The following is a 23187-nucleotide window of genomic DNA, read 5'->3' as shown; positions in this document are numbered from 1 at the left end:
CGTGCGCGGACCACTGCCGCAGGCCGTCGTGCAGGCGCCGTTCGGTGCCGAGGGCCGCCTCGGGAGGTCCCCCGGCGCCGCGGCCGCGCGCGTCGAGGGCGGCCATGAAAGGCCCGAAGGCGAAATGCTCCAACGATTCACGCTGGCGTTCGACTTTCCGGATCGGCCGGTATCCGCGCGCCTTGAGGGCGTCTGCGGCCGGGCAGCGAAAACCTCCTCCTTTGAACATGCCGACGGATACTGTGATGACATCGGACACCCGACGGACTCCGTCGGGCGGTTGCCACGAATCGATCACTCGTTCCTCCTCTTGGAAGAGCCGGCCGCTGTCGCCGACTCGGACGAATCAATCACGCAGGGAAGGGCGCCACCGCCCGACCGGGGAGTTGCCATGACGGGGCGCTTCGAAGACCCCTTCGACATCGAGTCGCACTACGAAGTCCTGGACCAGATCAGTTTCGACACCGGCCAGGGCGACCTCTACACCGGTCGGCACCGGAAGACCGGCGAGAAAGTGGCCCTCAAGGTCCAGAAAGAGCGCCAGTTCGAATCGACGAGGCATTTCATCGCCCTGGGCCGCGACCTCACCGACGAGGGCGAGTGCACCTCCACCCTGTCGGAGGTCCCGGGCATCCCGAGGCTGATCGGCCAGGGCGTATTCCGCGGAGGACAGTGCCTCGTCATGGAATACGTCGACGGTGTCCCCCTGTACGACGTGGTGTCCCTGTTCCGACCGGTCCGGGACACCAGCACCGTGGCGTCCGTCATCGGCCAGTTCTGCGAGGTCCTGGACGACGTGCACCGGCGCGGCTACGTACACCGGGACGTCAAACCCGACAACGCGATGCTGGAGCACTCCGGCCGTCTCAGGCTCCTCGACCTGGGGCTGGCGACACCCGCCCGCCGGCGGACCGAGTACGGGTGCGGGAGCATCGGGTACGCGCCTCCCGAGCAACTGCGTTCGAGCGACGACGGTGTGACCCCGCGGGCCGACGTCTTCTCGCTGGGCTGCGTCCTCCTGGAGATGACCGTCATGCGGCTCCCGTACGACGGCACACGCGGTGGCCTCACGGCGGAGAACCCGGTGGTGCTGCCCCGTGACCGGATCGACGCGATCCCGAAGGAGTTCGCCGAAGTCGCCCTCGCCATGGTCGAACTGCGGCCGGAGAACCGTCCGGCCTCGGTGCGCGAGGTGTACGAGGCGCTGCGTTCCCGCGTCCCCCCGGTCGACTCCCCCGCCCCCAGGAAGCCCTTGCGACCGGATCCCACGGAGTACTACCGGACCGTTCCGCACCGGTGGTGACCCGCCCCGGCCGCGTCATCGCAGCGGCTCGATCCGCCGACGCGCCTCGGGGACGCCCTCGCCCCCCATGTGCTCCCGCAGGACCACCACCCGCTCCAGGACCGCCACCGCCTCCTCCCGCCGACCGGCCGCCACCAGGGCGTCCGCATAGGTCCACAGCACCTTCGCCTCGTTCGGCCAGTGCTCCTGCCTCCGGTAGATCCCTCCCGCTTCCTCGAACAGGGGAAGCGCCACGGGACGCTCCCCCCGCACGAGGTGGACCTTGGCAAGGGTGTAGAGCACGTCCGCCAGACCGCCCTGGTCCGAGGTGGGCTCGACGACGAGCCGGGCTTCACGGCAGACGGCGAGGGCTTCGTCCAGTTCACCGCGATCGAGGTGGATCGTGCCGATGCCACCGAGCGCGGCGGCCTCCCCGACCGGGTCCGCGAGCTCCCGGTACAGACCCAGGGCCGTCAGGTGGTGCGCCTCGGCTCTCGCCCAGCACTCCTGATCGTCCGTGGCGACAGCGAGCTTGCGCAGGGTGAGCGCGAGGGCGTGCAGGGAACGGGCGCGGCTCAGCCGGCCGACCGCGCTGTCGTCCCCCGAGCTGAGGCGAACGGCCCTGTTGAGCGGCCCCACGGCGATCTCGTACTCGGCTCGCCGCCAGTGGGTGCCCGCCAGCATCCGGTACACCATCGCCCGGTCCACCGGCGTCGCCCCCTCGAAGCGCTCGACGGCCTCCCGCGCGGCGCCGAGCCCTTCCAGGGCGGCCGTGAGGTGGTGGCGGCGCCACTGGTAGGCCACCAGCACCATCGGCAGCAGCCACACGTAGCGCTCCGCGCCTCGCGCGATCGCCAGCCCGATGCAACCGCGGACCGTGTCGTACTCGGTGTCGAGCAGTTCCATGGCCCGGTCCTGGCCGCCGGGTTCGGCCACCGTGACCTCGTCCGGTTCCCCCACCGGCAGCGTCCGTCCCGCGTCGAGCAGCCGGTCGCAGGCCCGGACGTTCTGCAGCTGGTGTTCCAGGACCTGGCGCACCGTCGCCTCCTCCAGCTCCCGGCACGGGCCGGGGGGAAGGGGCTGGATGCGGTAACGGGCGAAGTTCCTGACCAGGTCGTGCAGCCGGTAGCGGTCGTCACGCAGTTCCACGAGGTTCGCCGCGGCCAGTTCCTCCAGGGCCCGGTCGGCACGGATCGACTCGCCGGCCAGACCGAGGTCCATCACCGCGCCCCAGCCGATGCTGGGGCCGGGGTGGATCGCGAGCTGCCAGAGCAGCCTCCGGGCTTCTTCGGACAGTGCCCTGACCGAGAGGTTGAGCGCCGGCTCGAAGGAGAGATCGCCCTGCGGATCGCACAGCACCTCCATCGTCCGCCGCTCCTCCTTGAGCTGCCTGGCCAGTTCGACGACCGCCCCGAGCGAACGCTCCTCCAGGCGCCCGGCGATCACGGTGAGCGCCAGGGGGTGGCCGGCGCAGGACTTCACCAGGTCGGCGAGCGGCTGCGTGTGGGCCGCACGGTTCCGAGGGTCGATCGGTTCCTGGAGCAACGCCATGGCGCTCTCCTCGTCCAGGCCCTCGATCTGACAGAACTGCACCTCGTGCTTGGCCCGCAGGTCGCGGAGCTTGCTCCGGCTGGTGACGATCACCGTGCTGATTCCCACGCCGGGAAGCAGCGGCACCACCTGCCGGGCGTCACGGGCGTCGTCCAGCACCATGAGCACCGACCGGTGGGCGAGGGCCGACCGCAGTGCGGCGGCCTTGTCCTCCGCGGTGGCCGCCCGGGTGTACGGCGGCAGTTCCGGCAGGAAGCGGTCGAGCACGTGCTCCGGGTCGGCGGGCGGTGTCGCCTCTCCGGCGAAACCGCGGAGCTCGGCGTACAGCGCACCGTCGGAGAACCGGTCCCGGAGCCGCCCCGCGAGTTCCAGGGCCAGGGTGGTCTTGCCGATGCCGGCCATGCCGCTGATCACGATCACCGTCCCGCGCCCCGCCGCCTGGCGTGCCAGCACGAGTTCCACGGTCGAGCGGATCAGATCGCTCCGGCCGAGGACCCGCCGTCCCGGGGCCGGCAACTGGTTCGGCCCTTGGGCCGACCCGGCGATCGACGGGCTGGGGACTTCCCCCCGCACCCAGTCGATGACCCGCTGCAGAGCCGTTCCCGGCGTCCCGAACCGCCCCGTCCACTGTTTGACGATCTTCTCCAGTTCCATCGGCGGCAGCTCCCGGCCGCGGGCCAGTAAGTAGTAGTGGAACGGCCAGTCCTCGTCGGGCAGGCTCCGGTACCACCGCTCGGCCTCGCCGCCCAGCAGCTTCCAGTCCTGCGCCTGCCACGCGGCTTCGAGCTGCCGCCGGACGGCGGCCAGTCGGGCCGCACCCAGCTTCAGCCGGAGGGCGGCGAATGCCTTCCCCGGGATTCCCCTGAGCGGCTCCTCGTCCGAGAACTCCGCCAGGGCACGGCTCAGCACCTCGACCTGTTCCGGCCAGGGGAGCCGTTCGGCCCGCTCCAGCGCGTCGAGGAACCGGAGGTAGTCCACGCTCTCGCGCGGGACCCGGAGAACGCAGAAACCGGAGCCGGTCTGCGGAAGGTGCTCTTCTCCCAGCACCTTCCGCAGGTCGGACATCGCCCGCTCCACCAGTTGGCGGCTGTAATCGGGCCGTTCGGGCCACAGGAAACCGAATACCTCCTTGCGGCTGCACCGGAGGTCCGTCGAAGTCACCAGCAGCCCGAACAGCGCCGCCGGCTTGGTCGGACCGAAGATCCTCTTGCGGCCCGGAACTTCAAGGTTGACCACGCCGAGTACGCGCCCGTCCACGCCCGCCCCTCCCTCATCACCCATCGACGGCGGCCACTTTCGCGGTGCCCGTCGGATTCTGCGCACACCCGGCGCCCGGCCCGCACGAATTCACTCCTTCACGCCCCCTCAGTACCGCCTCAGCTCCTCCTCAGCTTCGGCTCCTCCACCGTGCTCGACAGCCGGGCACGATTGCACCAGCCGCTCCCCGGGAGAGGCAGAGAACCCTTCACGCAGAAAGGCGCGTCCATGGGCAACCGTCAGCGCAACCGTCACCAGTTCCGCCGCAAGCGGCCTTCCGACTACCCGCCCCTCAAGCACCGTTCGACCGGAACGGCCGAGCCGGAGACCATCGCGGAACCGCCCGAGGTCGAGCCGGAGGCGCCGTCGCCCGCCGGCGGCTGAGCCCCTGACCGCCGGGTGCCCTCTTCCGGGCGGGCACCCGGCCGCGGCGGCCGCGGTCCGCCCGAGTACCGGGCGGACGCGGTCGTGCCGTACCGCGCCATGCCGAAAGCACAGCAACTCCGTACAAAAGTGGGGCGCATGGGGCAGCTTCCCGCAATGCCCCTTATTGCCGGTATGCCCGAATCCAGATGCCCCCGCCCCTTCCCGATCCCCTCACCCTCAGTGAAGCGAGAAAGGACAGCAATGACGGCTGTCGCTCCCAGCAGCGTGTTCGCTGCCGTGGCCAGGTACTTCGCCAACCCCCGCGCCCAGGAGGACGTGCGGCTGACGGTGCCGTCACCCGATGCCGGCGGACCCCCGCTCTCCCTCACCCCCGACGACGCCCTGGCCGCTCTCTACGGCCCGGCCCCGGAACCCGAGCCGACCGCCGCGATCTGGCGGGCGGCGGTACTGGCCGCGGCCACCGACACCGGGGCGACGGGCGGTCACCGGCTCCTGCTGGTCTGGCTGATGCTGCCCCGACTCTCCCCCACCGCCTACCGCATCTGCCGCCGGCTGCGCGCGGACCGGGCCGACATCGAGGCGGAGATGGCGCTCACCCTGCTCGCCGAACTGCGCACCGCCGACCCCGCCGCGCCGCCCCCCGCCGAACAGCTCCTCAAGGCCGCGCGCGGCAACGCGTGGCGGCTCGCCCGCACCGGTCTCAAGGAAACCGCTTCCGCGTTCCTGGAGAACCTCGGGGACGACTCCCGGCTGACCCCGTACGAGGAACCCGAGCCCCCGGCGCGACACAACGGCACGGAGGTGGAGATCAGCCGCCCGGACGGACCCGCCGGCCTGCGCACCCCGCTGCGCTTCACCTTCCCCGCCGACCACCTCGGTCGAGAGGCTCTCCGCCGCCTCGCCGGCGGGTCCGCCGCACCCGAGAACCGGCACCCGCGCCAGGCACCCCGCCCCGCGTCCGTCATCACCGCGTCCGCGCGCCGTACCGGGAGGCACTGGTGAGCACCGGCCCGCGGAGTCCCCTCAGCTTCGTCGAGATGTTCGAGCTGCCGACCGTGGTGGACGTGCGAACGGCGGCCCGTGCGCTCGGTGTCTGCCCCGCCACCGTCTACCGGATGCTCCGGCGCCAGGTCTTCCCCTGCCCCGTGCTGCGGGTGGGCGGGCGCTACCGGATCCCGACCATCGAACTGATGCGTGCGCTCGGGGTGGACGAACACCCGGTCTACTCCATGGAACTCCACCGGCCGGCCGAATGCGTCCAGGAGGCGTTCGCGTTCTGAGCGGGCGCGGACGCGGGCGCGGCCGTCCCCCTCCCGCGCGATGCCGACTCCGCCCGCGACACCCCCGGGCACCACGTCGGCCGGCGGCACCCGTCCTCGCTCCTCCCCAGCCCGGAGGGCCCCGGCTCCTACCGCGCCTGGCCGCGTTTCACCGCCGCCGCCCTCGGCTTGCCGCGGGACGTCGACGCGGGGAGGGCTCCCCTGGTAGCCGCCTCCACGACCGGCCGGATGTCACTCGAAGGGCTGGCCCGACACCCGAGTCCGTTCATCGGACGGCCGCGGTGATCCGCTCGCGGCCGGACGCTGCCGGGAACGCGCCGCCCACTACACGGGTGCCTACGGCGGCCACCAGGACATCACCATCGACGGACTGCCGGATCCGCTGCCGCAGCTCGTGCGGGCCGACCCCGTCCACGACGGGGACCACGAACCGCTGCTCCCCGCGGTCGGCGGGGCGGACGCCGTCGTCCGCCCCGACCTGTTCGCGCGCTTGTGCACCGTCATCGGCCCCGCTCGCGGCCGAGTCGGTACCGGTGTCCAGCACGCACCGGTGTCCCGCGGCGACGGCCTGCCTTCCGGGCCGCACTTCCCTCGGACACCTGCCCGCCGGGCACGGGCCGGCCTGCCCTCCGATCCGGCCGGGGTGAAGGGCATCGTGTGGAAGGGGCAGGAGGCGGAACCGGCACCGGAGCGCGGAGGACCCGGCCGACGTCCGGGCCGGCGGTTCCGCGGGTCTAGATGTAGCCCTCGCGGAGGGCGTAGGCCACCGCGTGGGCGCGGTTGCGGAGTTGGAAGCGGGTGGTGACGGTGTGGATGATGTTCTTGATGGTGCGCTCCGAGTAGAGGAGTTTGACGGCGATCTCGCCGGTGTCCATGCCGTCGGCGACGAGGCGGAGCACGTCGACCTCGCGGGGGAGCATGCCGTAGTCGGCGGGGCCGGTCTCCGGGGTGTCGCCGGTGCGTTGGCGGCCCATGCAGCCGATCAGTTTGCCGAGCAGGTCGGGGGGCAGGTCGCCGTGGCCGCGGGCGGCGGTGCGGACGGCCTGGCGGAGGCGTTCGCCGGTGACTTCGCGGCGCCACAGGATGGTGGTGACGCCGAGTGAGACCACGTTGAGGAGTTCGGGTTCCTGGATCCGGTCGAGGACCAGGACCACCCGGGTCCGGTCGGCCTTGACCAGGCGGGAGAGGCCGGCCAGCGCCGCCTCGTCGAAGGTGTCGGCGACCAGCAGGGCCACCCGGGTGCCGGCCGGCTGGTCGTCGTCGTCGAGGAGGGTGATCTCCGGACACTGCCGGAGGTGGCTGACGACTCCGGCCCGGGAGAGCGGGTCGAGGGCGTGGACGGCGACCGGGATCGGCCGGGCGGTCTGCGCCTGGACCGTTCGGGCGGTCTGCGCGGGGACCTTTCGGGCAGTCTGGTTCGGGATCGTTCGGGTCGTCGTCGCGCGGACGTCGTCGGCGTACTGAAGCACGGCGTGGATTCCTTTCGTTGCGCTCGACGGGGCTCCGCCGCCCCCCACAGGCGGCGGCGCACCGTCTTGAACCGGTCGGCTGGCGTCGTCCGCACACGACGCCGTCTCTCCTCCTCCTGCGGCCCGGCTGGCACCGCGGGAGCTCCCGTGTCCGCCGGAGGGCCGGCGGACCTGTGCACCGGGGGCCACGCTATCCGCCTCCGGTCAATAAAAGATTGACGGACGCATACGCACCTCATCGGTTCCCGTGCGGGCGGGCGGATTTTTCTTATTCCGGCCCGGCGGGGGCGATCCGCGGCGCGGCGGAATCGAATGCGGGCGGAGCGGCGGAGGGCGGGATCGGGCCCCGGCGGTGGAATTGCACCCGCCCCGGCGCACCGGTCCGTTACCGGGGACCGCTACCGTCTGACGATGACGGAAATCGGAGAGCCCCGCGGTACGTCGGTCCCGGAACCGGACGGCGGGGAGCCGCTGCGGCTGGGCCTGCTGGGGCCGGTGCAGGCCTGGCGCGGGGAGCGCGAGTTGGAGCTCGGACCGCCGCAGCAGCGGGCGCTGCTGACCGCGCTGGCGCTGCGGGCCCGCCGGATCGTGTCGGTCGACGAGCTGCTCGACGCGCTGTGGGAGGAGCCGCCGGCCCGGGCGGCGACGGTGGTGCGGACGTACGTGTCGCGGCTGCGCCGGGTGCTGGAGCCGGCCCGGGCGGCGGACCGGGCGCAGCCGACGGTGCTGGTCTCCTCGGGCAGCGGCTACGTGCTGCGGCTGCCGGCGGACCGGGTGGACGCCGAGGTGTTCGAGAACCGGGTGGCGGCGGCGGGCCGGGCCCGGGCGGCGGGGGATCCGGCGGGGGCGCTCGGGCTGCTGCGGGAGGCGTGCGGGCTGTGGCACGGCGAGCCGCTGGCCGGGCTGCCGGGGCCGTTCGCCCAGGCGCACCGGGCGCGGCTGGTGGAGCGCCGGCTGAACGCCGTCCAGGCGTGGCTGGAGGCCGAGTTGGAGGCGGGGCGGCACGCGGACGTGATCGGCGAGCTGACCGTCTGGGTCAGCCAGTACCCGCTGCTGGAACCGATGCGCGAGCTGCTGATGCTGGCGCTGTACCGCAGCGGGCGGCAGGCCGAGGCGCTGGGCGTGTACGCGGACGCCCGGCGGACGCTGGTGGAGCAGTTGGGGGTGGACCCGGGGCCGCGGCTGCGCGAGCTGCACCTGGGGGTGCTGTCGGGTGACCCGCGGCTGGCGGCGCCGGTCGCGGAGCCCGCGCCGGTGTTCGAGCCGGGGGGCGGTGCGGGCGGTGCGGGCGGGCCGGGGGGCGGTGCGGCCGGGGTGGTGCTGGTGCCGCCGGCCCAGCTGCCCGCCGACATCTCGGACTACACGGGCCGGGACGAGCTGTGCGCGGCGCTCTGCGCGGACCTGGCGCCGGACGGTCCGACGATGCCGGTGGTGGGGGTGTCGGGCCTGGGCGGGGTGGGCAAGTCGACGCTGGCGGTGCACGTGGCGCACGCGGTGGGCGGGCAGTACCCGGATGGCCAGCTGTACGTGAACCTGCGCGGCGCGGGGGCGTTCCCGGCCGATCCGGGCGAGGTGCTGGCGGGTTTCCTGGGCGCGCTGGGGGTGGCCGACGCGGCGGTCCCGCAGGGGACCGCGGAGCGGGCCGCGCTGTTCCGGTCGCGGCTGGCGGGCCTGCGGGTGCTGATCGTGCTGGACGACGCGCGGGACAGCCGGCAGGTCGGTCCGCTGCTGCCGGGGAGCCGGTCGTGCGCGGTGCTGGTGACCAGCCGGGCCTGGCTGGCGGGGATGCCGATGACCCGGCAGGTCGGGCTGGAGCCGCTGTCGGCGGAGGAGTCGGTGCGGCTGCTGACGGCGATCGCCGGGGAGGCCCGGGTGGCGGCCGAGCCGGCGGCGGCCCGGCGGGTGGCGGCGGCCTGCGGGTTCCTGCCGCTGGCGGTGCGGACGGCGGCGTCCCGGCTGGCGGCCCGGCCGGCCTGGCAGCTGTCGCACATGGCGGACCGGCTGGCGTCGGAGCGGCGGCGGCTGGCCGAGCTGGCGACCGGGGAGCTGGCGGTGGCGGCGTCGTTCCGGCTCAGCTACGACCAGTTGGACCCGGAGGCGGCGCGGGCGTTCCGGCTGCTGTCGCTGGCGGACGGCCCCGGGGTGTCCTCGGCGGCGGCCGCGGTGCTGCTGGAGCTGCCGGAGCCGGCGGCGGAGCGGCTGGCGGAGTCGCTGACCGACCTGGGGCTGCTGTCCTGCCCGTTCCCGGGCCGCTACCAGTACCACGACCTGCTGCGGCTGTTCGCCCGCGAGCTGGTCCGGGAGGTGGACGGGGAGGCGGCCGGGCGGGCGGCCGTCGAGCGGCTGCTGCGGCACTACCTGGCGGCGGTGGCGGGCCTGTACCGGGTGGTGCGGCCGGGCTACCCGTTCCCGGACCTGGTGGCGGCGGAGGTGCCCGAGCCGGAGTTCGCCGGGCCCGCCGAGGGGCTGCGCTGGATCCGGCAGGAGGTCGCCGCCGTGCTGGCGGTCGCCGGGCAGGCCGTCCGGGACCCGGAGGGGCCGCTGGCGGTGGTCGCGGACCTGACGCTGGTGCTGATCCAGCTGATCGACCTGGGCATGGCGGTGCCGGAGCTGTGCGAGCTGGCCGGGCGGGTGGCCGGGGCCGCGCAGGCGGCGGGCCTGGCGGAGGCCGAGGTGCGGGCCCGGTACACGCTGATGTGGGCGCAGCGGGAGTTCCAGCGCACCAGCCAGGCGCGGGCCGAGGCGGTCCGGGTGGTGGCGCTGGCCCGGCGGACGGGGCAGGCGGCGCTGCTGCCGGGCGCGCTGATCGTGCTGGCGCTGACCGGGATCCCGCACGGCGCGGACGAGGAGGTGGCGGCCCGCTGCGAGGAGGCGGTGGCGTTGAGCGCGGAGCTGGGCAACCCGTCCGCGCACGCCTTCGTGGAGGGGATGGCGGCGCTGGCGGACCTCGCGGTGGGCCGGGCGGAGTCGGCGCGGCGCCGGGCCGAGCGGAGCCTGGCCGCGTTCAAGGGGCTGGGCGACTTCGTCGGGCAGGTGCACATGCTGTACGCGCGGGCGACGGCGCTGCACGAACTGGGCCGGTTCGAGGCGGCGTGCGAGGACTACCGGGAGTGCCTGGCGGCGCTGCGGACGCTCGGCGCCTGGGACCGGGTGCCGGGCGTGCTGGTGGGCCTGGCCGAGTCGTGCCGGGCGGCGGGGCGGCCGGAGCAGGCGCTGGAGGCGGCCGAGCAGGCGCTGGCGATCGCCCGGAAGGTCGGCCTGGAGCACCGCCGGGCGAACGCGCTGGCCGCGATCGGGCGGGCGCTGTTCGACCTCGGGGAGCACGACCGCGGGCGGGCCTGCCTGGCGTAGCGGGGGCGGGCCGAGGACGGGTCGGGGGCGGGTCGGCTGGCCGGGTCGGCGGGCGGGCCGGGGGCCGGTCGAATTCGCGGGCGGGTGCCCGTCGCGAACAACTCCGCCGCAAATCCGTTATCTTCCCGAGATATCCGCCGCAGGCTGTGCAACGATCATCACGGATCTATTTCGACGGGGGCGGCCAAGTCTCGAATAGCCGTTCAGTGGATCAATCGACCGGAACGGGTTCGGGTTCACCGGACTTCGGTCGCGGAAGGCGGCCCGGACCGGGCGCGGACGAATACCGGCCGGATTCCGGGCGGGCCGGGCGCCCCCGGGGCTCCCCGGCGCTCCCCGGGACCGCCGGAGCGGGGCCGGCTGCCCCATCGGGCAGTGTCGGCGGGCGGCGGGGACGGGCCGCGGGCGGTTCGTTGACACTCCCCTTGTGGTCTAGTCCACTGTGAGGTGACCAGGCCCTCCACGCTGCCGCCGCGGCCGCCCCTCCCCGCTCGACCGCCGGGCGCCGCCCCGCATCTGACGATCAGACGGAGATTCCCACACCATGCAACGAGTCTGCCTCGCCCTGCCCACCATGCGGGCCTGTCCCGGCACCATCGTGGACCTCGCCGAGGAGGCGGCCTACGCCGTCGAGACGTTCGGGGCCGAGGTCCACCTCCTCGTCCTGGACACCACCGTGGACGCCGAGTTCGCGAAGAACGCGGACGCGGTGGCCGCGCTGGTCCCCGCCCCCGGCGTGTTCGTCCACCACCTCGGCAACGAGGCGCAGCGCGCGTTCTTCCTCGACGTGGCGCGGCGCTCGGGCAGCGCCGACCCCGAGCTGATGCTCGACCTGATGCTGCCGTCGGACGTCGCGTACGGCTCCTGCGTCAACCGGATCTTCCTGGGCGCGGCCGCCCTCGGCTGCACCTCGGCGCACCTGCGCAACGACGACTTCGACTACCAGGTCGTCGACGGCGCGAAGATGTTCCCGATCCACCACGAGCTGCTGTCGCTCGGCAAGCCGGCCGGCGAGGCGCTGGCCGGGGTGGCCCGCTCCGAGCTGGACCCGGCGGACGCGGAGAAGCCGGTGATGCTGGTCAGCGCGTCCTTCATGGGCGAGCTCAACGTGGACATCGGCGAGATCAACGAGCTCGACCCGGAGGTCTACCGGGACCTGGTGCGGCTGTGGACCCCGCGGGTGTGGACCCGGGAGCAGCAGGACGCGATGGTCGAGATCTCCTTCAAGGGCGCCGAGCACGACTCGTTCGACCCGGCGGACTCGGTGCTCGGCGTGCCGGACATCTGGGACGTCTACATGTGCAACGTCGCCATCGACCACCGGGGTTACGAGGTGCTGCCGCTGGTGCCCTCGCTGCGCACGATCGGCGCCGACTACGCGCTGCTGCACGCGCTGGTGCACGCCAAGCTGCCCGCCGTCATCCACAAGCGGCACATCGTCAACTACTACACGCCGGAGCGCCGGGTCGGCGCCGGGTTCGTCTCGTACCAGCTGCGCTTCGTGAAGATGCTGCTCTCGATGCTGTACCTGTACCCGGTCTACGGCCAGATGATCGACCTCGGCCGCGACCTGCTGGACGAGCGGCACGAGCTGCGGGTCGAGCCGATCCTCGGCCTGGTGCGCAGCACCATCGACCTGGAGCGGGACACCAACGAGCAGTGCCTGGACGAGGTGGACCGCCTCTACCGCAAGCTGGGCGGCAAGTACGCCGAGCTGGCGGACGTGGTGGCCGGGCAGCGGCAGCAGCTGCTGGACGAGGCGCGCGAGGACGCGATCCGCTGGGCCGCGCTGATCGAGGGCTGGGCGCCGATGGTGGCCGCCGCCCGCGAGCGGGGGCTCGCCGGGTGAGCGGGGACGGGGAGTTCCTGATCCGGCGACTGGCCGACGGGGACTGGGACGCCGTGGTCGCGCTGGAGCACGACGCCTACGCGGCCGACGGCCTCTCCGAGGGCGAGCAGGCACTGCGGTCCCGGGTCGCCTGCTCGCCGGAGACCTGCTTCGTGCTGGAGCAGCGCGACACCGGCGCCGTCCGCGGCTACCTGCTGAGTCTGCCGTACCCGCCGCTGCGCTGCCCGGACCTGGCCGTCGCGGAGGCCGGGGCGTTCGCCTCGGACAACCTGCACGTCCACGACCTGGTGCTGGCCGAGGAGCTGCGCGGCCGGGAGCTGGCCGCGAACCTGATGGAGCACGTGCAGGCGCGGGCCGTGGAGGCGGGCTTCGCGCAGGTGTCGATGGTCGCGGTGCGCGGCTCCGACATCCTGCTGCGCTTCTACGGCTACCGCGCGCACCGGGAGGTCGCCGTGCCGGCGTCCTACGGGCGGCGGGCGGTCTACATGTCGAAGCCGCTGGCGGACTGAGCGGCCGCTGCGGCGCGCAGGAGCCCGACCGGTTCGCCGGTCGGGCTCCTCGTCGTGCGGTCGGGCGGGGGTCAGGACCAGTGGTGCCGGCGGACGGTGAACGGGCGGTCCCCGTCGGCCGCGACCGCCGCGCGGAACGGGCCGGGCACGGGGACGTCGGCGAGCCGGAGCGGGCCGGGGCCGAGCGGTCCCGGGTCGGCCAGCCGCAGCGGGGAGGGGCCGGCCAGCGGGAGGCCGAGGCCCTGGGCGAGCCGGCCGCCGTACACCTTGACGCAGGCCTCGCGGCGGCACCAGAGCCGGGTGAACTGCTCGGCGCCGTCGGCCGGGTCGGCGGCGTCCAGGACGAGGGCCGCGTCGGCGGGCGGGAAGTGGCGGCGGGCGATCCGGGCGCCGACCCCGGGCGGGCGGAGCTGTTCGACGTCGGCGCCGACCCGGCGGCCGGTGGCGACGGCGAGCAGGCCGAGGGCGCCGGAGGCCGACCAGTTGACGTCGAAGCCCCCGTCGGCGGTGACGGGGGCGGGTCTGCCGTGCGGGCCGCGCCGCCAGACGAGCGCCTCGGGCGGGACGGCGAGCCGCTCGGCGACCAGCAGCCGGACGGCGCCGCGGACCACGGCGAAGCGCTCGCCCTGCCGGGGGTCGCGGGCCCGGTCGGCCCGCTCGCGCTCCTCGGCGTCGAGCAGGCCGTACAGCCGGCGGACGACGGCCGGGGGCTGGTCGGTGGGGATGCTCCAGACGTCGATGACGTCGGTGACGTCGGGAGCATCGGTGGTGGCGGGGTGTACGGCAGGGTTCACGGCAGGGTGAGGGTGCTGAGCCGGCCGAGCAGCGGGTCGTGGTCGGCGAGCAGCAGCGGGCCGGCGGGCCCGGGGGCCGCGAGGCGGTCGGCGAGCAGGCTCCAGAGGCCGGTGAAGGGCTGTCCGGGGCGGGCCGCCTCGACGCCCGCGGCCTCGACGCCTGTGGCCTCGGCGTCGCCGTGCGCGGCGAGGCCGGCGGAGAGCAGCAGCCGGGCGTCCGGGCCGAGTCGGCGGTGCCGGTCGAGGACGGTGCGCAGCGCCGCGGCGCCGTCCGGCTGGTCCTCGCCGTGCGGGCGCAGGCCCGGGCCGGGCGCCTCCTCGCAGACCAGCAGGACGGCGCGGTGCTCGGCGGGCAGTTCGACGGGTGCGGCGGGCCGGTAGTGCAGGGCGCTCTGTTCGGCGAGCACGATCACGGCGCGCCGGCAGCCGCCGGTGCGGTGGTGGGCGGCGGCGATCCGCAGGGCGGTGAAGGCGGTGGCGCTGCCCTGGTCGCAGACGGCGAAGGCGGTGGGCTGGCCGGGGCAGTGGCGGCTGAGCTGGAGCGAGGCGGGCGCGGCGGGCCGGACGTCCGGGGAGGAGAAGGCGAGGATCAGCAGGTCGGCGGGTTCGCCGTCGGGCAGTGCCCGGGCGAACAGGCCGGCGGCGAGCTCGGCGTAGTCGTGTCCGGCGCCTTCGGCGAACAGGTCCTCGCGCAGCGGCAGGCCGTACGGGCGGACCAGGTCGGCGGTGTAGGTCCGCAGGTCGGGGTGGAGCGCGGCGGCGGCGTGGCCGTCGGCTCCGGTGGCGACCGCCCTGGTCACGCGCAGGCCGCGGGTCTCGGCGGGCATCGGGTCAGTCCTCGTCGACGTGGTGCCCGACGACGTAGTCGGTGAGGCTGTCGACGGTGCGGAGGTCGTCGATGGCGAGGTGCTCGACGTCGACCTGGATGGCGAGCGTCTCCTCGATGTCGAGGACGAGTTCGACGATGCCGGAGGAGGTCAGGCCGTAGTCCTCGAAGAAGCAGGCGTTCGCCGGGACCTCGGCGAGTTCGACGCCCAGGACGCGCGGCAGGACGTCCTCGATGCCGCGCCGGATGCGGTCGCGCACCTCGGGGTCGGCCGGCGCGGCGGCGGGCTCAGCGGCGGGCAGGGCGGTTTCTGGCATGGCGGGACCGTCCGGTGATGGTGGTGGAGGAGGGGAGGAGCGGGAGCGCGGCGGCGGGTCAGTGCTGGAGGACCATGGCCGCGAAGGTGGCGCCGACGCCGGCGGCGGCGATCAGGTAGTGGTCGCCGGGCCGGAGCGTGCCGCCGGTGGTGGCGGTGTGCAGGTTGACGAAGGCGTCGGCGGCGAAGCTGTGCCCGACCGAGGCGACGTTGCCCAGGACGACCCGTTCGACGGGGTGGCCGAGCTGTTGGCAGATCAGCCGCCAGGACGCCTGGTTGACGTTGTGCGGGAGCAGCAGCGCGAGGTCGGAGAGTTCCAGGCCGGCCTGGTCGAGCGCGGCGTGGATGGTCTCGATCATGGTGGGCTGGTACTCGCGCTGGTAGCGGAGCATCAGTTCCGGGTCCTCGGCCGGGCGGCCGTAGAACTCGGGGCGCTGGCGGACGGTGTAGGAGAGCACCCGGTCGTGCGGGCCGTCGGCGCTGACCAGGCAGGCGGTCGCGGCCTCGGCGAAGATCGTGGTCTCCGGGAGGAGTTGGGCGTCCCGGGTGAAGGTCTTCTCGCCCGCGACGACCAGCGCCAGCGCCGTCGGGTCGCCGTCGTCGGCGAGCAGCCGGCCGGCCAGGTCGACGGCCAGCAGCGAGGCGGCGCAGGCCTGTTGGGTGACGGTGAACGCCTCGGCGTTGGTCAGGCCGAAGCGTTCGCGGAGCTGGTGCAGGGGGTTGAGCGGGTAGGGCACGGCGACCGGTGTGTTGCGGGCGTGCAGCAGGTACCGGATCCGGTGTTCGTTGCCGCGCAGTTCGGGCAGGGCCCGGACGGCGGCGTCCAGCAGGTCGAGCAGCGTCCCGTCCGGGTCCAGGCGCACCTGGTCCAGGCCGTGGAAGCGGCGGAAGAGTCGGAGTTGACGTGGGGTAAGGCCGATCCTGGCGCCCACGTCCTCGATCGGTTCGAGTCGCGGGGGGAGGTGGACGGCCACTGCCTCCAGTGCGGTCACCCCGGTTAGTATTCCCACGCTCCGTGGGTCGCACAAGCGATCACCGATCCGGAGCCCCCTCCCTCACCCCGTTGCCGTCGAGCCGGTGGAGCCTTCCGATGACTGATTCCCAGCCTTCCTTCGTGCACCCAGCATCCGCTTCCGGGCTGCCCTCCGTGCCGCCCGCCGGGCCGTCCGGCGCCTTGGACGCCGGTCTGCTGGCCGCGCTGGCGGAGGCCGCCGACGCTCTGCCCGAATGGGCAGAGTCGCTCGCCCCCGCGGACCGACTCGACGGCGATCTCGCCCTGGACGAAAGCGAGTTCGCCGTGCTGGACGTGCTGCTGCGGGAGCGCTTCGGCGCCGACCTGGCCGGGCTGCGGGCCGGTCTGGACGTGGCCGGGCTGGCCGCGCTGACCGTCGGCGACCTGGCGGAGCTGGTGCGCCGATGAGCCGCTTCCTGCTGGCCGTGCCGCCGCTGGCCGGGCACGTCAACCCGGCGGCCGGGATCGCCGACGAGCTGGTCGCGCGCGGCCACGAGGTGGCCTGGACCGGCACCGAGACGATGCTGCGGCCGCTGCTCGGCCCGGACGCCCGGGTCTTCGGCACCGGCAACCGGATGTTCCGGGCGATGGGCGGCCACGGCCTGGCCTCGCTGCGCTCGCTCTGGGAGGGCTTCGTCGTCCCGTACGCCAAGTTCACCCTGAAGCCGCTGGACGCGGTGGTGCGGGAGTTCCGGCCGGACGCGCTGCTGGTCGACCAGCACACCCCGGCGGCCGCGCTGGTCGCGCACCGGTACGGGCTGCCGTGGGCGACGCTGGCGCCGGGCGCGCTGGAGCTGGGCCGCCCGTACCGGCACCTGCCGGGGGTCGAGGCGTGGACGGCGGGCCTGCTGGCCGGGCTGTGGGAGCGGGCCGGGCTGCCGGCGGACGAGTTCACCGACCCGCGCTTCTCACCGCACCTGGTGCTGGCCACCACCGGCCGGCCGCTCCTCGGCGACCTGCCGCAGCGCCCGGAGCACGCCCTGGTCGGGCCGGTGCTGACCCCCCGTCCGAAGGACCCGGCGTTCCCGTGGGAGCGGCTGACGCCGGGGCGGCGCACCGTACTGGTCACCATGGGGACGATGTCGGACGCGGTCGGCGCGGACTTCCTGCACCGGACGGTGGCGGCGCTGGGGCAGCTCGGCGACGGCGTGCGGGCGGTGGTGGCCGCGCCCCGGGGGGCACTGCCGGCTGCCCTTCCGGACTCCGTCACGGTGGTCGATCGGGCACCGATCCTGGAGCTGCTGTCCGGCGGCCGGTTGGACGCGGTGCTCTGCCATGGTGGGATGAACACCGTGGTCGAGTCGCTGGCGCACGGTGTCCCCGTGCTGGCGGCGCCGATCCGCAACGACCAGCCGTTCGTGGCGCGGCGGGTCGCGGAGGCCGGGGCCGGCCTGCGCGTCCCGTTCGCCCGGGTCAGTCCGCCGGTGATCGCCGAGCGGCTGCGGCGGGTGCTCGACGAGCCCTCCCACCGGGCGGCCGCCGAGTCGATCGGTCGTCAACTGCTGTCCGGTGGCGGGGCGTTGGCCGCCGCCGACCGGATGGAAGCACTGGTCACCAGCTGACCCCCTCTGCCCCTGATACCGCCGCGCGTCCGCCGACCCCCGTCCATCAGCGGGGATCGGCGGGCGCGGGCCCCCGCACCCCATCCCAGCCCGGGAGCTCTGGTTGATCGAGACCAAGGGACTTCGCAAGTCCTACCCGTCCGGAAAGCACGGCCGCACCGTCGTCGACGCCGTCCGCGGCATCGATCTGGACGTCCAAGCGGGCGAGATCTTCGGCTTCCTCGGCCCGAACGGCGCCGGGAAGACCACCACGCTGCGCATGCTCGCCACGCTGATCCGCCCGGACGGCGGCCGGGCCCTGGTGGCCGGCGCCGACCTGCTGGCCGACCCGGCCGAGGTCCGCCGCCGGATCGGCTACGTCGCCCAGGGCGGCGGCACCGCCGACGCGGTCAGCGGCCGGGAGGAACTGGTCATGCAGGCCCGGATGTACGGCCTGCGCAAAGCCGACGCGCTGCGCCAGACCGAGGACGCCCTGAAGGCCTTCGAGCTGACCGAGTTCGCCGACCGCCACTGCGGCACCTACTCCGGCGGCCAGCGCCGCCGGGTGGACATCGCGCTCGGCGTGATCCACTCCCCCAAGGTGCTGTTCCTCGACGAGCCGACCGTCGGCCTCGACCCGGCCAGCCGCGGCCAGGTCTGGGCCGAGATCAAGCGGCTGCGCACCGAGGGCATGACCGTCGTGGTGACCACCCACTACCTGGACGAGGCCGACGCGCTCTGCGACCGGGTCGCGATCGTCGACCACGGCGAGGTCGTCGTCGAGGGCACGCCGGAGGCGCTCAAGCGCGAGATCTCCGGCGACGTCGTGCTGCTCGGCCTCGCCGCGGGCGACGCCGAGCCCGCCGCCGACGCTCTGCGCGGGCAGCCCGCCCTGCACCGGCTGGAACGGAACGAGGACGGCCTGCGGCTCTACCTGGACGACGGCGCGGCGGCGATCCCGCAGCTGCTGAGCGTCCTGAACGGGGCGGGCATCGTCCCCGGCACGGTGCAGCTCCAGCGGCCGAGCCTGGACGACGTCTTCCTGGCCCGCACCGGCCGCTCCATCGAACAGTCCTGACGAGAAAACCCTGGGGTTCCTTCCGTGAAGCTCGCCCGTGACACCTGGCTGGTCTTCCAGCGGCAAGTGCTGCTGATGTGGCGCACACCGATCTGGATCGTCATCGGCATCACCCAGCCGGTCTTCTACCTGCTGCTCTTCGCCCCGCTGCTGAAGAAGGTGCTCGCCCCGATGGGCGCCACCACCTACGCCGAGGCGTACCAGATCTACGTCCCCGGCCTGCTGGCGGTGCTCTGCATCTTCGGCGGCCTCTACACCGGCTTCAGCCTGCTCGGCGAGCTGAAGGCCGGCATCATCGAGCGCTCCCGGGTGACCCCGGTCAGCCGGCTCGCCCTGCTGCTCGGCCGGGCCCTGCGCGAGACGCTCGGCCTGCTCGTCCAGGCGGTCATCATCACCCTGGTCGCGCTGCCGTTCGGCCTGCGGGTCGACGTGCCGAGCCTGCTGCTGGCGTACGTGCTGCTCGGCCTGCTGGCGCTGATGACCTCCGCGATCTCGTACGGCATCGCGCTGGCGCTGCCCAACGACGCCGCGATGGCGCCGGTGGTCAACACCATCGCCCAGCCGATCGGCCTGCTCTCCGGCGTGCTGCTGCCGCTGGCGCTGGCGCCGGTGTGGCTGCAGCGGGTCGCCGAGTGGAACCCCTTCTACTGGGCGGTGGAGGGCATGCGGGCGCTGTTCTCCGGGCACCCCGGCGACAGCGTGGTCTGGCAGGGGCTGCTGATCGTCACGGCGCTGACCACCGCGGCGGTCTGGTACTCGGCCCGGCTGTTCTCGGCCCGGATCCGGTAGCCGCGCGCACCGAGAAGAGGGGGGAGGGGCCTCGGCCCCTCCCCCCTCCGCCGTGTCCGGGCTCAGCCTGCGGCGGCCGCCGACCGGATAAAGGCGGCCAGCCGGGCCACGCCCGCCTCGATCTGCCGCGCGCCCAGCGCGCTGATCGACAGCCGCAGCCGGTGCTCGCCGCCGCCCGCCGGGTAGAACGGGGCCATCGGCGTCCAGAGCACCCCGTGCTCGCGGGCGCAGCGCTCCATCGCCGCCTCGTCGGCGGTGAACGGCACCCGCAGCACGGCGAAGAAGCCGCCCTCCGGCTCGTTCCAGGAGACGCCGAGCGCGGCCCGCTCGGCCGGCGGGAAGTGCCGCTCCAACTCCCCTAGCAGGACGGTCATGTTGGCCGCGTAGTGGGCGCGGGCCGGGGCGTTGGCAGCCCGCAGCCGGCAGTCGTGCCGCAGCAGCATGCCGCCGATCACGGCCTGGCTGAGCGCCGGGGTGTTGACCGTCGTCATGCTCTTCAGTTTGGCCAGCTCGTCGGCGAGCAGCGTGCTCCGGCCGTCCGGGGCGAGCACCCGCTGGTCGGCGACGACGTAGCCGAGCCGGGCCCCCGGGAAGCAGGTCTTGGCGAAGGAGCCCAGGTAGACGACCTGGGCGCGGCGATCGAGGGCCTTCAGCGTCGGGCGCCCGCCGGGCCCGGCGTCCTCACGGGTGAAGAAACCGTACGGGTTGTCCTCGATCACCAGCAGCCCCTCCTCGGCCGCCGCCTCCAGCAGCCCGGACCGCGCCTCGACCGGCATGCTGGTGCCGGACGGGTTCGCGAAGTCCGGGACGACGTACAGCGCGCGCGGGCGGCGCCCCGAGGCCCGGACGGCGCGGGCCGCCTCGCGCACCGCCCGCGGGTCGGGCCCGCCGGCCGGGCCCTCCGGGACGGGCACGGTCGCCAGGTCGAGCAGCCGGGCCGCGCCGGTGACGCCCACGTAGCAGGGCGAGCTGACCAGCAGCACGTCCTCGGGCGTCGCGCAGAGCGCGCGCAGCACCAGCAGCATGCCCTCCTGGGCGCCGACCGTGAGCACCAGCGACTCCGGGGCGACGCGCAGGCCCTCGTCGTTGGCGAGGGTGCGGGCGACCAGGTCGGCGATGATGCCCTTGGTCGGGCCGTACTGGAACAGCGCGGTGCGCACGGCGCCGCCGCCCAGGCCGCGTTCGGCGAGGTGGGCGAGGAAGGTGTCCAGGTAGCCGTGCACGTCGTCGGGCTCGAAGAAGCCCTCGTGCGGGCGGCCGGGGGCGAAGGAGAGCGCGGCCGGGTAGCGCTCGGTGACCTCGTTGAGGAAGGTCATCGCGTCCAGCAGCGGATCGGCCAGGCTGGCGTGCAGGTCGCCCAGCGGGAGGGTGGTGGTGGCCTGCTCCGCGGTGGTGGTCGCGCCGGTCTCGGTGGTCGTGGTCATCGGAGGGCCTCGCGGAGTCGGTGGGCGGCGTACTGCTGGGCGTCGCGGCCGTCGTCCAGGACGCCCGCCATCGCGAAGAAGCCGTGCGGCATGCCCTGGTAGCGGCGCAGCTCGACCGGGACGCCGGCCGCGCGCAGCGCCTCCGCGTACGCCTCGCCCTCGTCGCGCAGCGGGTCGTACTCGGCGGTGATCACGGTCGCGGGCGGCAGGCCGGCCAGCGAGGCGGCGCGCAGCGGGGAGGCCAGCGGGTTCGCGCCGTCGGCCGGGTCAGTCAGGTAGTGGCCCCAATACCAGGCCACCGAGCGGCGGTTGAACAGCAGCGGGTCGTCGTGCTCGCGGACGGACGGGGTGTCCGCGGCGTGGTCGGTGTTGGGGTAGACCAGCAGCTGGTGCCGGAGCGCCGGGCCGCCGCGCTCCCGGGCGAGCAGCGTCAGCGCGGCGGCCAGGTTGCCCCCGGCGCTGTCGCCCGCCACCGCCGTCCGGGCCGGGTCGGCGCCGAGTCGGGCCGCGTGCGCGGCGATCCACTCGGCGGCGGCGGCCACGTCGTGCACGGCGGCCGGGAAGGGGTGCTCGGGGGCGAGCCGGTAGCCGACCGAGACGGTCAGGCAGCCGACCTCGTTGGTCAGCCGGCGGCAGATCGCGTCGCTGGTGTCCGGCGAGCCGAGGGTCCAGCCGCCGCCGAACAGGTAGAGCAGGACCGGGAGTTCGGCTCCGGCGCTGGTGTCCGGGCGGTGCAGCGGGCGGTAGATCCGCAGCGGCAGCGGGCCGCCCGGGCCGTCGACGGCCAGCTCCTCGACCGAGCCGACCGGCTCCGGGTTCCCGGCGGCGGCCCGGATGTCGGCGAGGTCCGCGGCCCGGGCCTCCGCGAGGCTACGGGTGTACAGCGGCGGCGTACCGGCCGCGGCGCGCTGCTGGCGCAGGGCCTCGGCCTGGGGGTGCAGTGGCAAGGGAGCTTCCTGGGTTCGGGCCGCGCCTCGGTGGCGGCGGCGGAGGGGTGGTGACGCGGGAGGGTCGGGTGCGCGCGGCGGCGGCGGATCGCCCACGGCCCGCCGGGCACCGGCTCTCGGCCTCCGGCCTCCGGCCTCGGGTCGGCGCCGGAGCGCGGGGGGCACGGCGCTGCGGGCGGGATGTGCTCGCAGCCGGATCCGACGCGCGGACCGGCGCGGGCGCGGCGCGGTGGGCACGAGGCTACGGGGTGCGGGCCCGCCCGGGGGTCGGGGGTCCGGGCCGGTGACGAGCCGGCGAAGGGCCGGTGACGACGGGTCAGGGGTGGGTGACGGCGGTGGGGTCGAGGTCAGCGAGGCGGGGGCGGCCGAGGAGGGCGAGGGTGTCGTCGAGTTCGGCCTTGAGGAGGTCGAGGGCCTGGGCGACGCCGTTCTCGCCGTCGGCGGCGAGGGCCCACAGGATCGGGCGGCCGAGGAGGACGGCGCGGGCGCCGAGGGCGACCGCGAGGGCAACATCCGTGCCCGTGCGGACACCGCCGTCCAGGAGGACGGGCAGGTTCGGGGGCGCGGCGGCGGCCACTTCGGGCAGGGCGGCGAGGGACGGGAGGGCACCGTCGAGTTGGCGGCCGCCGTGGTTGGAGACCAGGACGGCGTCGGCGCCGTGTTCGGCGGCGAGGCGGGTGTCCTCGGCGGTGAGGATGCCCTTGAGGACGATCGGGAGGCGGGTGCGGTCGCGCAGCCAGGCGAGGTCGGCCCAGGTCAGGGTGGGGTCGAACTGCTCCTTGGCGTGGTCGGCGATGCCCGAACTGCCGTGCTCGGCGCGGTGGCTGGCGGCCATCACGGCCTGGTCCACGTTGACGGCGCGGACGTGCGGGGGGATCGCGAAGCCGTTGCGGGCGTCGCGCAGGCGGCGGCCGATCCGGGGGGCGTCGACGGTGAGGACCAGGGCGCGGTAGCCGGCCGCTTCGGCGCGTTCGACCAGGGCGGCGAGGGCGTCGCGGCGGCGCAGCCAGTAGAGCTGGAGCCAGAGCGGGCCGGTGGCGGCGTCGGCGATGGATTCCAGGGTGCGGCTGGCGAAGATCCCGGCGACCAGGAGGGCGCCGGCCCGGCCGGCGGCGCGGGCGGTGGCGACCTCGCCCTCGGGGTGGAACAGCTGGTGGTAGGCCATCGGGGCGATGCCGATCGGGGTCTCCAGCCGGCTGCCGAGCAGAGTGAGGCCCTGGTCGGTGGCGGAGACGTCGACCAGGGCGCGGGGGCGCAGCCGGCACTGTTCGAACCGGGCCCGGTTGGCGGCGAGGGTGCGTTCGGCGCCGCTGCCGCCCTGGACGAAGTCCCAGACCTCGGCGGGGAGCCGGTCGCGGGCCGCGCGTTCGAAGTCCGCCAGTTCCAGTGCTTCCAAGGGTCTGCCTTTCCGGGCAGGCCACGGTCGGGCCCGCTCCGGCCCGGCAGCGTAGGAGGCCACCCCCCTAATGGTCTAGACCTTGCTTCGGCTCGAACGCCTGTGTAATCGTCAGGAAGCCGAAGCGGC

At 74.5% G+C, this 23187-nt stretch carries 21 protein-coding genes; 11 read left to right on the top strand and 10 right to left on the bottom strand.

Annotation, left to right across the window (positions count from 1 at the left end; all coding sequences use genetic code 11):
* Nucleotide 1 precedes the first annotated feature (1 nt).
* A complete protein-coding gene (locus KSE_RS33425; protein WP_197540724.1) occupies nt 2-1303 on the top strand; it encodes a serine/threonine-protein kinase in 1302 nt (433 codons plus the stop codon).
* Nucleotides 1304-1318: 15 nt separating this feature from the next.
* On the opposite strand, the gene KSE_RS33420 is transcribed toward KSE_RS33425, so the two are convergent.
* Complete coding sequence (locus KSE_RS33420) at nt 1319-4090, bottom strand: AfsR/SARP family transcriptional regulator (protein ID WP_014139815.1); 2772 nt, start codon at nt 4088-4090, stop codon at nt 1319-1321.
* A gap of 228 nt (nt 4091-4318) precedes the next feature.
* On the opposite strand from KSE_RS33420, the gene KSE_RS43130 reads away from it, so the two are divergent.
* From KSE_RS43130 to KSE_RS33410, 3 genes are all read left to right on the top strand, one after another.
* A complete protein-coding gene (locus KSE_RS43130) occupies nt 4319-4474 on the top strand; it encodes a hypothetical protein (protein ID WP_157850074.1) in 156 nt (51 codons plus the stop codon).
* Between the two features lie 243 nt (nt 4475-4717).
* The gene (locus tag KSE_RS39035; RefSeq protein ID WP_148283201.1) at nt 4718-5479 is read left to right on the top strand and encodes a hypothetical protein; all 762 of its coding nucleotides are present in this window, start codon (nt 4718-4720) and stop codon (nt 5477-5479) included.
* Nucleotides 5476-5757, top strand: coding sequence for a helix-turn-helix domain-containing protein (locus KSE_RS33410; RefSeq protein ID WP_014139812.1), 282 nt, complete (start codon nt 5476-5478; stop codon nt 5755-5757). The genes KSE_RS39035 and KSE_RS33410 overlap by 4 nt, the downstream gene beginning before the upstream one ends.
* Nucleotides 5758-6022: 265 nt before the next feature.
* Here the strand turns inward: KSE_RS33410 and KSE_RS33405 are convergent, their stop codons facing one another.
* Together KSE_RS33405 and KSE_RS33400 are read right to left on the bottom strand one after the other, a co-directional pair.
* Nucleotides 6023-6301 (bottom strand): hypothetical protein, encoded by a 279-nt coding sequence (locus KSE_RS33405; RefSeq protein ID WP_041293916.1) that lies wholly within the window; start codon nt 6299-6301, stop codon nt 6023-6025.
* Nucleotides 6302-6491: 190 nt separating this feature from the next.
* Entirely contained in the window at nt 6492-7226 is a 735-nt protein-coding gene (locus KSE_RS33400) for a helix-turn-helix transcriptional regulator (protein ID WP_014139810.1), read from the bottom strand.
* A 411-nt stretch (nt 7227-7637) separates the two neighbouring features.
* Here KSE_RS33400 and KSE_RS33395 point away from each other — a divergent pair, with 411 nt between their 5' ends.
* The 3 genes from KSE_RS33395 to KSE_RS33385 all read left to right on the top strand — a co-directional run bounded on the left by KSE_RS33395 (nt 7638) and on the right by KSE_RS33385 (nt 12935).
* A complete protein-coding gene (locus tag KSE_RS33395) occupies nt 7638-10577 on the top strand; it encodes an AfsR/SARP family transcriptional regulator (RefSeq protein WP_014139809.1) in 2940 nt (979 codons plus the stop codon).
* Between the two features lie 544 nt (nt 10578-11121).
* Nucleotides 11122-12426, top strand: coding sequence for a DUF6271 family protein (locus KSE_RS33390; RefSeq protein WP_014139808.1), 1305 nt, complete (start codon nt 11122-11124; stop codon nt 12424-12426).
* Nucleotides 12423-12935, top strand: a complete 513-nt coding sequence (locus tag KSE_RS33385) for a GNAT family N-acetyltransferase (protein ID WP_014139807.1) — start codon at nt 12423-12425, stop codon at nt 12933-12935. Before KSE_RS33390 ends, KSE_RS33385 begins: the two co-directional genes overlap by 4 nt.
* A 71-nt stretch (nt 12936-13006) precedes the next feature.
* Here KSE_RS33385 and KSE_RS33380 read toward each other — a convergent pair whose 3' ends face one another.
* Genes KSE_RS33380 through KSE_RS33365 form a run of 4 tightly spaced genes read right to left on the bottom strand, consistent with a single transcriptional unit; the run spans nt 13007 to nt 15863 of the window.
* Nucleotides 13007-13729, bottom strand: a complete 723-nt coding sequence (locus KSE_RS33380) for a 4'-phosphopantetheinyl transferase family protein (protein ID WP_014139806.1) — start codon at nt 13727-13729, stop codon at nt 13007-13009.
* Nucleotides 13726-14556, bottom strand: a complete 831-nt coding sequence (locus tag KSE_RS33375; protein WP_014139805.1) for a hypothetical protein — start codon at nt 14554-14556, stop codon at nt 13726-13728. The genes KSE_RS33380 and KSE_RS33375 overlap by 4 nt, the downstream gene beginning before the upstream one ends.
* Nucleotides 14557-14560: 4 nt before the next feature.
* Complete coding sequence (locus tag KSE_RS33370) at nt 14561-14872, bottom strand: acyl carrier protein (protein ID WP_051055494.1); 312 nt, start codon at nt 14870-14872, stop codon at nt 14561-14563.
* Nucleotides 14873-14930: 58 nt separating this feature from the next.
* Nucleotides 14931-15863, bottom strand: coding sequence for a 3-oxoacyl-[acyl-carrier-protein] synthase III C-terminal domain-containing protein (locus KSE_RS33365; RefSeq protein ID WP_014139803.1), 933 nt, complete (start codon nt 15861-15863; stop codon nt 14931-14933).
* A 98-nt stretch (nt 15864-15961) separates the two neighbouring features.
* Here KSE_RS33365 and KSE_RS33360 point away from each other — a divergent pair, with 98 nt between their 5' ends.
* The 4 genes from KSE_RS33360 to KSE_RS33345 all read left to right on the top strand — a co-directional run bounded on the left by KSE_RS33360 (nt 15962) and on the right by KSE_RS33345 (nt 19291).
* Nucleotides 15962-16291, top strand: coding sequence for a hypothetical protein (locus KSE_RS33360; RefSeq protein WP_014139802.1), 330 nt, complete (start codon nt 15962-15964; stop codon nt 16289-16291).
* Nucleotides 16288-17445, top strand: coding sequence for a glycosyltransferase (locus tag KSE_RS33355; RefSeq protein ID WP_014139801.1), 1158 nt, complete (start codon nt 16288-16290; stop codon nt 17443-17445). The genes KSE_RS33360 and KSE_RS33355 overlap by 4 nt, the downstream gene beginning before the upstream one ends.
* Nucleotides 17446-17548: 103 nt before the next feature.
* Nucleotides 17549-18502 (top strand): daunorubicin resistance protein DrrA family ABC transporter ATP-binding protein, encoded by a 954-nt coding sequence (locus KSE_RS33350; protein ID WP_014139800.1) that lies wholly within the window; start codon nt 17549-17551, stop codon nt 18500-18502.
* 24 nt (nt 18503-18526) lie between these two features.
* Nucleotides 18527-19291, top strand: a complete 765-nt coding sequence (locus KSE_RS33345) for an ABC transporter permease (RefSeq protein ID WP_014139799.1) — start codon at nt 18527-18529, stop codon at nt 19289-19291.
* A 62-nt stretch (nt 19292-19353) separates the two neighbouring features.
* Here KSE_RS33345 and KSE_RS33340 read toward each other — a convergent pair whose 3' ends face one another.
* The 3 genes from KSE_RS33340 to KSE_RS33330 form a co-directional block, all read right to left on the bottom strand.
* Nucleotides 19354-20715 carry an aminotransferase-like domain-containing protein gene (locus KSE_RS33340; protein WP_014139798.1) on the bottom strand — a complete coding sequence of 454 codons (1362 nt, stop codon included), beginning with the start codon at nt 20713-20715 and terminating at the stop codon, nt 19354-19356.
* Nucleotides 20712-21662, bottom strand: coding sequence for an alpha/beta hydrolase (locus KSE_RS33335; RefSeq protein ID WP_014139797.1), 951 nt, complete (start codon nt 21660-21662; stop codon nt 20712-20714). The genes KSE_RS33340 and KSE_RS33335 overlap by 4 nt, the downstream gene beginning before the upstream one ends.
* A 316-nt stretch (nt 21663-21978) precedes the next feature.
* Nucleotides 21979-23058: an alpha-hydroxy acid oxidase gene (locus tag KSE_RS33330; protein ID WP_014139796.1), complete on the bottom strand. Its 1080-nt coding sequence runs from the start codon at nt 23056-23058 to the stop codon at nt 21979-21981.
* Nucleotides 23059-23187: the final 129 nt, after the last annotated feature.

This window comes from Kitasatospora setae KM-6054, assembly GCF_000269985.1.
GTDB lineage: Bacteria > Actinomycetota > Actinomycetes > Streptomycetales > Streptomycetaceae > Kitasatospora > Kitasatospora setae.
Note: the sequence above shows the minus strand (reverse complement) of the source record. Positions and strands in the feature narration are given on the sequence as shown.

Excerpts from the sequence above, each read along its gene's own strand:
- KSE_RS43130 (WP_157850074.1), top strand. The coding sequence starts at position 4,319 with ATGGGCAACCGTCAGCGCAACCGTCACCAGTTCCGCCGCAAGCGGCCT.
- KSE_RS39035 (WP_148283201.1), top strand. The coding sequence starts at position 4,718 with ATGACGGCTGTCGCTCCCAGCAGCGTGTTCGCTGCCGTGGCCAGGTAC.
- KSE_RS33395 (WP_014139809.1), top strand. The coding sequence starts at position 7,638 with ATGACGGAAATCGGAGAGCCCCGCGGTACGTCGGTCCCGGAACCGGAC.
- KSE_RS33390 (WP_014139808.1), top strand. The coding sequence starts at position 11,122 with ATGCAACGAGTCTGCCTCGCCCTGCCCACCATGCGGGCCTGTCCCGGC.
- KSE_RS33375 (WP_014139805.1), bottom strand. The coding sequence starts at position 14,556 with ATGCCCGCCGAGACCCGCGGCCTGCGCGTGACCAGGGCGGTCGCCACC.
- KSE_RS33370 (WP_051055494.1), bottom strand. The coding sequence starts at position 14,872 with ATGCCAGAAACCGCCCTGCCCGCCGCTGAGCCCGCCGCCGCGCCGGCC.
- KSE_RS33360 (WP_014139802.1), top strand. The coding sequence starts at position 15,962 with ATGACTGATTCCCAGCCTTCCTTCGTGCACCCAGCATCCGCTTCCGGG.
- KSE_RS33355 (WP_014139801.1), top strand. The coding sequence starts at position 16,288 with ATGAGCCGCTTCCTGCTGGCCGTGCCGCCGCTGGCCGGGCACGTCAAC.
- KSE_RS33340 (WP_014139798.1), bottom strand. The coding sequence starts at position 20,715 with ATGACCACGACCACCGAGACCGGCGCGACCACCACCGCGGAGCAGGCC.